This window comes from Bradyrhizobium sp. CB2312 (assembly GCF_029714425.1).
In the GTDB taxonomy this organism is placed as follows: Bacteria; Pseudomonadota; Alphaproteobacteria; order Rhizobiales; family Xanthobacteraceae; genus Bradyrhizobium.
Map to the genome: position 1 here is coordinate 6,658,693 of NZ_CP121668.1, position 11,996 is coordinate 6,670,688.

The window sequence follows — 11,996 nt, forward strand, 5'->3', positions numbered from 1 at the left end:
TATCAGCCTGCAAGAATTAACCCGCAAGGCGCGAGACGTTGCGAAACTCGCGCGGGCTGACGCCTGCGTGATCGCGGAAGAAGCGCGTGAAATGCGCCGGCTCCGGAAAGCCAAACCGCTCGCTGAGCTCGCCGAGCGGCGTGTCCTCGCGCATCACGGCTTCCAGCGCGCGCTCCATGCGGACGACGTTGAGATAGATCTTTGGCGAGACGCCGAGCGAGGTCTCGAACAGCCGGAAGAACTGCGCGCGCGACAGGCCGGCGCCCCTCACGAACTGGTCGACGCTGGCATAGGAATCCTGAGCGCGCATCGCGTCCATCGCGCGGCGGATGCGCCAGTCGCAGCTCACCGCGCTCATGCCACGGATCGAGGTCGGGAAGCTGCGCCAGGGCGTGAAACGCTCGATCACCGCGATCATCAGGTCCGACAGCGTCTCCTCGTGCGTCCGCACCGCATCCGGATTCGCCATCATTTCGGCCGCCAAATGCAGCGTGAGCTGGCGGATGCGCGGCGACACCTCGCCCGACGGTCGCTCGAAAAAGCCCGGCGCGCCGCTGGCGGCCCACCCGGGTCGGAACTCCTTCAGCCATTCCGGCTCGATATAGAGCGCCATGATGAGCGTGCGCGGACGATTGACGTCGTGCACGTAAGCATGCGGCTTCCAGCCGTCGACGAGCACCGCGGCGGTGTCCGTCAGCGGCGTGACCTGGTCGCCGACCATGAAATGGGTGTCGGCGCCCTCGACCTTGAGCAGGACGTGGCAATGATGGTGAGCGTGGCGGACCAGCGAACGGTCCATGTCGAGCAGAGCGACCCTGCCGAAAGCGCCATGAGCGATGCGCAGGGCCGTCGACATCAGTTCCTTCCTCCCAGCATTGCGCTGCAAAATGGTTGCTTTGTTGGCGCGGCACTATAGGCAGCCCCCGCTTCATATTCCAACGGCGCAAACGGACGCAAGTCGGTCATATCAGCGCCTCCGCGAGAAGACGCGCGACAGCCGCGCTCGGATCAGCCTGCAAGGCGGTGGCGAGATCGACATCCTCCTCGCCCTTGACGCGGATGCGCTTGAAGGCGAGCTCGGGCGCGCTGACCGGCGCGGTCGCGTCCAGGCCCATCTTGGCGCTGATGCCATTGTCGGTGGTCGGATCGAGCTTCGAGCCGAGCGCGCCCGAGATAACCATGAGGTCGCGGTCGGCCTGGAAGCGCGTCGCCACCGCCCATTCGATCTCCTCGGACGAGGAGATGTCGACATCCTTGTCGACCACGACCACCTGCTTGATGTCGTAATGCGCGCCGAAGGCGCACATCATGATGTTCTTGGGCTCGCCGTCATTGGCCTTGTCGATCTTGATCGCGAGGTGATAGCGGCAGGTGCCGCCGCGCGTGAGGCGGACGTCGAGCACATTGGGGAAACTGCGGCGCAGATGCTGGAGCAGCGTCGCCTCGCGCGGCACGCCGCCGAGGATGAGATGCTCGAACCCGCCGCCGACGATGGTGTGGAAGATCGGCGCCTTGCGATGCGTGATCGCGTCGACCTCGATTACCTCACGGTTGGCGCGCGGGCCGTAATACTGAGGGAATTCGCCGAACGGCCCTTCCGGCTCGCGCACGCCCTGCAGAATGCGTCCCTCGATCACGATCTCCGCATGCGCGGGCACGCGGACCGAATTGGTGCGGCACTTCACCACATCCACCGGCGAGCCGAGCAGCGCGCCGGCAATCGCCATCTCGTCCTCGTCAAGTGCGGCGATCGCCTGCGAGGCCAGCATCAGCGCGGGGTGCGCGCCGATGACGATGGCGATCTCCAGCGCCTGGCCGAGCTCTTCGGCAAGGCGATAATAGGAGAAAGTGTGCCGCGGCAGCAGCAGCACGCCGATGCGATTCTTGCCGGAGATCTGGCAGCGGTGGATCGAGACGTTCTGGACGCCGGTCTTCGGGTTGCGGGCGATCAAGAGGCCGGCTGTGATGTAGGGACCGCTGTCGCGCTCATTATGCTTGGGCACCGGAAGCCGGCGGAGCAGATCGACATCCCTGTGGACGACTTCCTGCACCGGGCCGCTCGCGACCTCATGCGTCGGTAGCGGATGGCTCGCGGCGGCCAGGAATCGCGGTAGCAGCTGGTCCTCGGTCACGCCGATGGACTCCGCGACCCAGTCACGGCCGGCAAAGAGGTTGGCGACGACGGGAATGTCGTGCCCATCGGGGCGCGGAAACAGCACGGCGCTGTCGCGCTCCAGCCGCTTGGCGATTGCGGCGAGCTCGTCGGCGAGGCCAATGCCCTCGCGGGCAATCGCGAGCTTGCCACGCTCGGCGAGATAAGCGAGCCAGGCGCGCAGATCGGACGACGTCTTCGCAGCTGTCCTGACCGGAGTTTCCATTTGCATGTGACGGGTCTTTCCTTAAGCCTTCAGATCAGGGCACGATCTTGTGCAACGTCGGCGAGCGGCGCTTGAGCGCCTCGTCCTCGCCCCAGCGGCGCACCACGCCGATATCGATGTCGTAGAGGTCGAGCACACGGCCGACGGTGTGCTCGACCATGTCTTCGAGATTCTCGGGTTTCGCGTAGAAGGCCGGCACTGGCGGCGCGATGATCGCGCCCATCTCCGACAACGCCGTCATCGTCCGGAGGTGCCCGGTGTGCAGCGGGGTCTCGCGCACCATCAGCACCAGGCGCCGGCGCTCCTTCAGCACGACATCGGCGGCGCGGGTCAGCAGCGTCGTGGTCACGCCGGAGGCGATCTCGGACATCGAGCGCATCGAGCACGGCGCCACGATCATCCCGGCGGTGCGGAACGAGCCGCTGGAAATTGCCGAGGCCATGTCGTCGATGGCATGGCAGACATTGGCGAGCGCCTTCACCTCGGCAATCTTCAGGTCCGTCTCATAGGCGAAGGTCTGTTCGGCAGTCTTCGACATCACCAGATGCGTCTCGACGCCGGCATTGCGCAGCAGCTGCAGCAGGCGCACGCCATAGGTGACGCCCGAGGCGCCGGAAATGCCGATGATCATCCGCTTGGGCGTGGCGTCCTGCATCTTTGGTTTCGCTCCCGGAAGGGCGCGCGCCCTTCAGCCGCAAGACTAGGCAATCCAAACCATCACCACAAATAATGATTGATTATATCATTCATCATCTGGGATGATGGTAACGAGCAGGACCGGTGAACGAAGGACAGCCCCGTGGAACTCAGGCAGATGCAATATTTCCTGTGCCTCGCCGAAGAGAAGAACGTCACCCGGGCCGCGCGCCAGCTCAACATCGTGCAGCCGGCGCTGAGCATGCAGATCGCCAAGCTCGAGGCCGAGCTCGGCCAAAAACTGTTCGACCGCAGCGTCCAGGGCATGACGCTGACCAGCGCCGGCGAGGCGCTGGTGCGGCTGACGGCGCCGATCGTGCGCGATGCCGAACATGCGCGGCAGGAGATGGCGCAGCTCGGCGGGCGCATCTCCGGCCGGGTCTCGGTCGGCCTCATCACCTCGGTCGCGCAAAGCACGATGGCGAGCGCGTCTGCGACGGTCGCCAGCCGCTATCCCGAGATCACGCTGTCGGTCTGCGAGGGCTACACCGAGACGCTGGTCGACTGGGTCAACACCGGCCAGCTCGATTTCGCGCTGATCAACGTGCCGCGGCGGAAGACGCCGCTGGCCGCCCATCACGTCATGGACGAGGAGATGGTGTTCGCCTGTCGCAAGGACAACGCGATGAGGCCGCCGGCGAAACTGCGTTTCGACCACATCGCAGGTTTTGACCTGGTGCTGCCTTCCAAGCGACACGGCCTGCGGCTGATCCTGGACGAGCACGCCGCGGCGGTCGGCATCGACCTGCGCCCGCGCCTGGAGCTCGACACCCTGCCCGCGCTCTGCGACGTGATCGCGACCACCGATTTCGCGACGGTGCTGCCGACCATCGCGCTCCGGCAATCGCTGGCGGGCGGGACCATCCGCGCGCACCGCTTCGACACGCAGCGGATCGTGCGCTCGATCGCCTGGGTGCATCATCCCAGGCGCGCGGTGTCGGTCGCGGCCAAGGCCGTGCTCGACATCATCAGCCAGGACCTTGCGCAGGCGGCCGCCGTGGCGAGAGAGTTCGTGGAGCCTGCCTCCAATGGCACAAGCTCGTCCTCCCGCAGGGCCCGCAGGAAGCCGCGGAAGCGAGCAGGTTAGAACCAATCGAGATTCAATCCGACTGCGTTGAAAGTTTCGATGGCGGCCCGATATTGTTTGACGCACGCCACCGCGTCCGGACCACTCACCGCCCGCCATGCCCTTCTTCCGGCTCAACGACGACCAATTCCTCCCCGATGATCTCGGGGACTTCGACCCCGAAGCCGTGCCGCGCGCCATCGCCGCCTTCGGCGGCCGCATGGTCACCAAGGGCATGGAGCTCGCGATGCACACGCATCGCAAGGACGAGCTCGTCCTGGCCTTGCGGGGCATCGTCAGGCTGGAGGCCGGACATGGCGTCTGGATCGTACCACCGCGTTGCGCTGTGTGGATTCCTGGTGATGTCCCGCACGGCGTGAGCGTCGCCGGCGATGTCGAGATGCATTGCCTGTTCATCGAACCGGATGCAGTCCCGACGCTGCCGCGTCAATGCTGCACGCTGTCGATCTCGCCTTTGCTGGCGAGCCTGCTGGTGCATGCCACCCACATGCCTGTCATGTACGACGTCGACGGGCCCGACGGCCGGATCGCCACGGTGCTGCTCGACCAGCTCGCTGCCGCTCCGATCGAGGAGTTGCGCTTCCCGATGCCTGCGGATGCCAGGCTGCGCCGGATCGCGAGCGCGATGATCGAAAATCCCTCGGACCGCGCGACGATCGACGATTGGGGCCGGCGCATCGCCGTCGCCCCGCGCACCCTCACTCGCATCCTGCAACGCGAGACCGGCATGAGCTTTGGCCGCTGGCGCCAGCAGCTCCACATCCTCATCGCGCTTCAGCGCCTCGATCAGGGCGCCTCGGTGCAGGCTGTCGCGCTCGATCTCGGCTATGAGGGCGCGAGCGCCTTCGTCACCATGTTCCGCAAGGCGCTCGGCAAGCCGCCGGCGCGATATCTCGCCGAACGCCGCATCAGCGCACACTGACCGGAAATCGCAATCGATTGTCCCGTTCGCGGAATGTGCACCAAGGGACGATTTCGTATCCAGGCTCCGACGCGCCGGTGGGCGCATTGCAGGGAGCCGACCAACATGGATTCACTCAGCACCGGCCTCGTCGCCGACGTCCTCCATCGTCTTCATCAGGAAGCCGAGATCGCCGACGCGCCGCTGATGCAGGCCTTTGTGAATGAGGGCACGAGCCGTGAAGAGATGATCAGCCAGGCGATCGCGGCCGAGAGCCGCGATCTCAATGAGGTCTATCAGCGATTTGCGAACAATTTCCTGAGCGTCTCACCGCGGTTCGGGCGCTTCCTCTACATGTGCGTTCGCGCCAGCAAGGCCAAGCGCATCGTCGAGTTCGGCTCCTCGATGGGGATTTCGGCGATCTACATGGCCGCGGGCTTGCGCGACATCGGCGGCGGCCGCCTGATCGGGACCGATCTCGAACCCGGCAAGATCGAGCGCGCACGAGCGAACGTCGCGGCGGCGGGGCTGGCGGACCTGGTCTCGTTCCGGGTTGGCGACGCGCGAGAAACCCTCCAAGCCGATCTCGGCGGCGAGATCGACATGGTGATGCTCGATGGCGCCTTCACGCTCTACCTTCCCATTCTCAAGCTGCTGGAGCCGCACTTGAAGCCTGGCGCGCTCATCGTCGGCGAGAACGCGTTCGAGGAAGCCTCTGGCTATATCGACTACGTCCGCGATCCCGACAATGGCTACCTCTCGCTGTCGCTGCCGTTCGACCCCGGCCGCGGCAACGAACTCACGATCAAGACCAGATGATCCGGGAGCCAGGCCTTGAACGATCCCGGTCAGCAGGCGCAAATCTCATCGCGGGCGCCACGAGGAAGGGTCACGCAGATGTTGCGGCGATGGCTGATGCGGTCCGCGCGCATCGCCGCAATCGAGACGCTTTCGCCGCACTTCCGGCTCGTCGAGCTCGAAGGCGAAGCGCTCAAGACCGTCGCCTGGGCGGCCGGCCAGAAGATTCAGGTCGCGATGGGCGCAGGCCTGAGCGCGCGCACCTATACGCCGATGTCGTGGAACGCGGGTAGCGGCCGGACACGCCTGCTCGCCTTCGTCCATGGCGATGGCCCCGGCAGCCGATGGGTGGACGCCTTGCGCGAAGGCGACACCTGCCAGTTCTTCGGCCCGCGTCGCTCGCTCGATCTCACCGGCTTTGAGGCGCCCATCGTCCTTTTTGGCGATGAGACCTCGTTCGGTCTTGCGGCGGCATTGCGCGACAATCTGCAAGCCGGCGGTGCGCTCCACATGTTCGAAACCACTGATGTCGCGGCGTCGCGGCAGGTGCTGGAGGCGATCAGCCTCGGTGAAGCACGATTGATTGCCCGCAGCGCGGACGATGTACATCTCGCAGCCGTCGAGGCGGAAATGCTGCGCCTTGCTGCAAACGGCGCGCAGTTCGTCCTGACAGGAAAAGCATCATCGATCCAGCGCATCAGCCGCGCGCTGAAAGCCGCTGGCGTCGCATCGTCACGGATCAAGGCGAAAGCCTATTGGGCGCCGGGCAAGACCGGGCTGGATTAAAGCGTGTCGCTCAGGGTTTGGTCTGCCTGATCGCACGCTGATATCTCAGCGTCGTCATGGCCGGGCTTGGCCTGGCCATCCACGCCCCTCCACACCGTACAAAGAACGTGGATGCCCGGGACAAGCCCGGGCATGACGGTGGCACTCAGATCTCGCCATCCTATCGCTCGAACAAGATGTCGCGCCCGCCTTCAAAATGAGACGGGTTGGTAAGTTCTGAGACGAGCCGGCATGACGGTCGCATCAAGCGGATAACTACGGTCCAGGCACAGAAAATCGCGGCCTGGCGCTCATCCCCGACGAATCCTGTCCCGGGCGATCCCAGGGCGCGCAGAACAAGACAGTCGGGAGATCCAGTCGGAGATGACACGGTTCGGTCGCAGCAAGATCACGAACACCGCTTCGCAGCAGAGCGAGGGATTTCATCTTGACCGGAGATCACTGCTCTCGCTCGGTGGCGGCGCCTTGCTCGCAGCCGCCGGAATGCGGGCCGCGAACGCGCAAGACTATCCCGCCCGGCCGATCCAGGTGCTCGTGCCCTTTGCCGGCGGCAGCGCCAGCGATGTGATCACGCGCATCCTGCTCAACCGCATGTCTACGTCGCTCGGACAAGCGTTTGTGGTCGACAACCGCCCCGGCGCGGGCGGCAATATTGGCACCGCGGCCGCGGCACATGCGGCCCCGGATGGCTACACGCTGCTGATGAGCACATCGGGCCCGCTGGCCGCGAACAAGTCGCTCTACAAGGAGCTTCCTTACGACCCGCTGAAGGATCTCGCCCCGATCGGCCTGTTCGCGACGATGCCGAATGTCATCGTGATCAATTCGAGGCTGCCGCCAAAGTCGCTGCGTGAACTGATCGACTACGCCAAGGCGCATCCGCGCGAGCTGAACTACGGGACGGTCGGCGTCGGCTCGTCGCAGCATCTGTCGGCGGCCTATTTCGAGCAGCTCACGGGCACCGAGATCACCCACGTGCCCTACCGCAACATCGCCGCCTACACGCCGGACTTCATCGCCGGCCAGGTCCCGCTCGGCTTCCAGCTCCTGCCGAACGTTCTCGGCCTGATCAAGAGCGGCGATGCGCGCCCGCTCGCGGTTGCCAGCGACAAGCGCATGACGGCGCTGCCTGACGTGCCAACCGCTGCCGAGGCTGGCCTGAAGGATTACGAGAGCGCCGCCTGGCTTGCTCTGCTCGCGCCGGCGAATACCGACAAGGCTGTCGTCGATAAGCTCTATAAAGCGATGGTCGAAGCGGTGAACGATCCGAAGGTGCGCGCCCTCTTCGTCGAACAGGGCGCCGAGCCGCTGGTGATGGACCCGCAAGGCCTGACCAAATTCATGACCGTCGAGACCACGAAATGGGCCGGCATCATCAAGAAGATCGGCATTGAGCCGATGTGAGGGTCACGCCAGCTTGCCGCGGCCGAGCACCTCGCCGTCGCCGACGGCGACATCAAGGCCCTCGCGGGTCGTCCGCGTTCAAGACGCGAGGGTCGACCGCAGACGCCGCCAGCCGATGACGATGCCGGTCACGGAGAAGACGAGACCGAGCGCGCAAAGTCCGACAATCAGGATTTCGCGCAGGCGCGGATGCGCCATCAGGACCGGAAAGTCGAGCGTGTGAAGCGCGCTGTAGAACCAGCGATAGGCCCGCCGCGAGGCATCCAGCCGTTGCAGCACGCTGCCGTCGGCGCCGTCGATATCGAACCAGACCTCGCCGCATCGGGTGCGGTAGACGGGCGCTCCGGCAACGGTGGACTGCGCCGGATAGTCGTCAGGCTCAGCGAGAACAGATGGCACCCCGCAGTTCGCGGCAAGGCGCCTCGTCAATTCCTGAATGTCGTGCCCACTCAAGATTCCTGCTTGTCCATCACGGGACACATCCCCTGCCCGGACCAACGTCTGGGCCCCCTGAGCAAGGCGGTCGCGACGATAGAGATTGCCGCCGAACCCGAACCATTCGACTTCGCGGACCGGTGACACTAGCTGCTCGCGCGATGCCGCCATCCAGTCCGGCGCGGCATCCACCACACGCGATTCGGCCGGCGTCAACTGCCCGCGCGAGAACAGCCGGCCGTGATCCATGGACAGCCAGCCGCTGAAAATCCAGGTCAGCACGAACAGCGTTGCCGCCAGCCCGATGAGATGATGTAGGGCGTGCCAGCCTCGATACGGCGTTGAGATCGCGCGTCCCCGCATCCTGATCCTCACGATCCCGAGCACCGCCCCGAGCAGGGCCGCAATCGAGGCCAGCAGCGACAGCGTCCAGACCACGCGGTCCCACAGCGCCCAATTGCGCCTCAGCACCGTCGGATAGATCCAGTGCAAGACGCCGCCGACCCAATTCCAGCCGCGCTCGCTTCGGCTCGTGTCGAGGACGACCTCGCCGGTGCGCGACGAGACATAGATCTCGGTCCCGGCGGTGTCGCCGAGGGCGATGCGAAACAAGGGCCGATGGCGGTCAAAGCCGTTCGGAACACTCCATTGGTCGTAATCCGCGCCTGCGACGATCGCAGCCGGCGCTGGATCGAGCCCTCGCCGGCTGGCGTGCGCCCCGGCAATGGCCAGTGCAATGTCGGCAGACGTCACACTCGCGTCCTGTCCATCGGAGGCGTGGACCGCGCCGAGGTGCGATCGCCCTGACACGACGTAGACCGGCCCATCGACCCGCTGGACCAGTCGCGCGCGCGTCGCATCCGCAACCCCGCTTGCCGCCACGGCTGCGGCGACCGTGATCCTCGCCTCCGCAGGATCAACCGGCGCCAATCCGGCAAACCGCTCCGCTTCCGTCAGCGACGGAAACGGAACGAAGTGCATCACGATTCCGCTCGCGAACCACATCGCGAACAGCAGGCAGAACGCGACCCCGAGCCAGCGGTGCAGCAGGACGATCGCTTCTATCATGGGATCAGCGCCCTACCATTTGAACGCGGCGGAGAGTTCATAGGTGCGCGGCGCGCCCAAGAGGATCTGGTCGGGATAGAACGGATCACCCCAGATCGCGTACCGCTTGTCGGCGATGTTGCGCACGCGGAAGGTCAGGCGCGCCTGATCGACCGCGTTGAAGACCGTCTTCGGGATGTCCACGAAGGCATAGACGTCGGCAATGGTATAGGCCTTCAATGTCACGACATTGGCGTCGGTGTTGTAGCGGTCGCCGACATGGCGACCGGTGATGCCGAGTTCCACCGGCCAGGGCGTGAAGAACCGGTACGACGCGCCGGCATTGGCGACGATGCGCGGCACATTCGGCGGCGTATTGCCGGAGAACGAGCCGCCGACGAAATTGTAGTCGGCATAGCGCGCATCGACATAGGCGATGTTGCCCCAGAGACGCAGCGGCTCGATCGGGCGCACCGCGGCTGCAAGCTCCACACCCTTCGATTCCTGCCGTCCCGCAACGTTGAGCGTCTGGCCGCCGGCTGCCGCGTAGACGTTCTTGCGCAGGATGTCGTAGGCGGAGAACGACCACTCCGCCCTGTTGTCCCAGAACAGGTGCTTGACGCCGGTCTCATAGGTGCGTGCGGTGGTCAGGTCGAGCGGCTGGGCCGGCCCAAGCAGGAAGATGTTGTTGGCGGAAACGTCGGCGCCGGTGGCGTACTGGCTGAAGAAGGTCAGGCCGGGCACGGCATCCCAGGTGTAGCCGATGCGGCCCGTCGTCGGGACCCAGTCCTTCGTGAACGGGAAGCCAGCCTTCACCAGGCCGTTGACGTCGGTCCAGTTGCGGTCAAGCCCGATATGCTCGACGCGGAGGCCCCCGACCAGCGCAAAGCTGCGCGTCAGCTTCAAGCGGTCCTCGAACGACAGCGCCTCATTGTCGATGCGCGCGGTCTGTTGCTGGATCGTGAGCAGGCCGTAATAGCCGCGGGCGGGATCGACGAGCGAAACGGCGTCGCCGGGGAAGTTCGCAGCACCGGGCCTGACAAAATCCAGATAGCTTGACGACAATGTCGTGACCAGCCGGTTGTCGAAGCCGGCGATGTTCGTGTCCCAGATGAGATCGGTGATGTTGCCGACAAGGCGCTGGCTGTGCGCGACGTAAAAGCGCTCGCGATTGACGAGATTCGAGACGGAGTTGAATGCCTCGACCTCGTTGTTGAACCAGGTGCGCTCGGCGCCGTAGCCATAGGCCTGGCTCTTCAGTGTCAGGTCGGGCGCGAGCTTCAGCTCGAAGCCTCCACGCAGCCACAGTTCCTGGGCGACGTTGCGATTGTCGAGGACGTTGTAGTTGGTATTGAAGGTGCGGTCATCGATAGTGACAGCGCCGAGGTTGGTTCCGTTGTAGTTGGAGACGTAATTGCCCGAAACGATGCCGCTCGTCGCATGCGAGCCGCTGAAGGCGATCGGCACCAGCGGCGCGCCCCAATAGGCCTTGCCGCGATCTTCGCGATACTCGATCGCGCCCCAGATCTTGAGGCTGTCGGAGATGCGGTAGTTGAGCTGGCCGGAGATATCGAGCATCTTGGTGTTGGTGTCGTCGGCAAAGCCGTTGAGCGAGGAACGGCTGATGTCGAAGCGGTAGTCGAGCCCCTGCACGTTGGTGCTGCCGCCCGAGCCGTAGTGGACGCCGAACGAGTTGAGCGAATCCCAAAAGAAGTCAGCCTCATTCCGGATCGGCCCGGTGTGCGGCTGCTTCGTGACCAGGTTGATTGCGCCACCGGCGGCACCTTCGCCGGACATCAGCGAGGCCGGACCTTTCAAAAATTCCACGGCTGCGAGATTGGCCGTATCCGTGATCCGCGAGGTCATGTTCTGCGGACCGATCTTGATGCCGTTGTAGAGCATGTTGATCTGGCTGTTGGTGAAGCCACGCATCGAGAAGGCCGCTGGCTCGGCCGGATTGTCGCCGGAGGTGACACCGACGGCGCCCTGGGCCACCTCCGACACGGTGTGATAGCCCTGCTCCTGCATTGTTTTCGCCGAGATGACCTCGACGGTCGCGGGCGTCTCCTGCACGGTCAGGCCGAGTCGCGAAGCGCTCTCGGCCACCACATTGGTGTTGAGTGGCGTCTGCGCTGCTGCGGCCGGCACGGCGGGCTTGGCCGCCGCCGATGCGGCCGCCGGCCTGCGCGCTGTTGCGCTGCGTGGGCTCTGCGCGTCCCGGCCGGCCGGCTTGGCCTGCTTGCGGGATTGGGCGGGGGAGACTTCAACGGGCGGCAGCGGTTCGCGGGCCTGCTGCGCCAGCGCGGCAGGCATATCGGCGGCAACAAGTGACGCGAGCGACGCGGAGGCGAGCAGCAGGGCGCGCGGTCGTACGATACGGATGGAAGACACGGTTTTGGACCTCGGTATGACGTCAGTGGCACGTCACAGCGAACCAAGGTCCCATCATCAGGCTTTGAGCCTT

General features: G+C 65.2%; 10 protein-coding genes. 5 read left to right on the forward strand and 5 right to left on the reverse strand.

The genetic code is table 11. The annotated features are described in order from the left end of the window. Nucleotides 1-16 precede the first annotated feature (16 nt). From QA642_RS32520 to QA642_RS32530, 3 genes are all read right to left on the reverse strand, one after another. On the reverse strand, nucleotides 17-856 hold the full coding sequence (locus tag QA642_RS32520) for an AraC family transcriptional regulator (protein ID WP_283080530.1): 840 nt from the start codon (nucleotides 854-856) through the stop codon (nucleotides 17-19). Between the two features lie 106 nt (nucleotides 857-962). After that, the gene (locus tag QA642_RS32525; protein ID WP_283087019.1) at nucleotides 963-2,378 is read right to left on the reverse strand and encodes a UbiD family decarboxylase; all 1,416 of its coding nucleotides are present in this window, start codon (nucleotides 2,376-2,378) and stop codon (nucleotides 963-965) included. Between the two features lie 34 nt (nucleotides 2,379-2,412). Then, nucleotides 2,413-3,033 carry a UbiX family flavin prenyltransferase gene (locus QA642_RS32530; protein ID WP_283080531.1) on the reverse strand — a complete coding sequence of 207 codons (621 nt, stop codon included), beginning with the start codon at nucleotides 3,031-3,033 and terminating at the stop codon, nucleotides 2,413-2,415. Between the two features lie 159 nt (nucleotides 3,034-3,192). Between QA642_RS32530 and QA642_RS32535 the strand changes: the two genes are divergently transcribed. The 5 genes from QA642_RS32535 (at nucleotide 3,193) to QA642_RS32555 (ending at nucleotide 8,050) form a co-directional block, all read left to right on the forward strand. After that, on the forward strand, nucleotides 3,193-4,161 hold the full coding sequence (locus QA642_RS32535) for a LysR family transcriptional regulator (RefSeq protein WP_283087020.1): 969 nt from the start codon (nucleotides 3,193-3,195) through the stop codon (nucleotides 4,159-4,161). A 97-nt stretch (nucleotides 4,162-4,258) separates the two neighbouring features. Further along, nucleotides 4,259-5,083, forward strand: a complete 825-nt coding sequence (locus QA642_RS32540) for a helix-turn-helix transcriptional regulator (protein WP_283080532.1) — start codon at nucleotides 4,259-4,261, stop codon at nucleotides 5,081-5,083. Nucleotides 5,084-5,188: 105 nt separating this feature from the next. After that, entirely contained in the window at nucleotides 5,189-5,881 is a 693-nt protein-coding gene (locus QA642_RS32545; protein WP_283080533.1) for a class I SAM-dependent methyltransferase, read from the forward strand. 96 nt (nucleotides 5,882-5,977) lie between these two features. Next, nucleotides 5,978-6,646 (forward strand): siderophore-interacting protein, encoded by a 669-nt coding sequence (locus QA642_RS32550; RefSeq protein WP_283080534.1) that lies wholly within the window; start codon nucleotides 5,978-5,980, stop codon nucleotides 6,644-6,646. 363 nt (nucleotides 6,647-7,009) lie between these two features. After that, nucleotides 7,010-8,050, forward strand: a complete 1,041-nt coding sequence (locus QA642_RS32555; protein ID WP_283080535.1) for a tripartite tricarboxylate transporter substrate binding protein — start codon at nucleotides 7,010-7,012, stop codon at nucleotides 8,048-8,050. A gap of 78 nt (nucleotides 8,051-8,128) precedes the next feature. Here the strand turns inward: QA642_RS32555 and QA642_RS32560 are convergent, their stop codons facing one another. Together QA642_RS32560 and QA642_RS32565 are read right to left on the reverse strand one after the other, a co-directional pair. Further along, a complete protein-coding gene (locus QA642_RS32560; RefSeq protein WP_283080536.1) occupies nucleotides 8,129-9,553 on the reverse strand; it encodes a PepSY-associated TM helix domain-containing protein in 1,425 nt (474 codons plus the stop codon). Nucleotides 9,554-9,565: 12 nt separating this feature from the next. Then, nucleotides 9,566-11,923 carry a TonB-dependent receptor gene (locus QA642_RS32565; RefSeq protein ID WP_283080537.1) on the reverse strand — a complete coding sequence of 786 codons (2,358 nt, stop codon included), beginning with the start codon at nucleotides 11,921-11,923 and terminating at the stop codon, nucleotides 9,566-9,568. Nucleotides 11,924-11,996 lie beyond the last annotated feature (73 nt).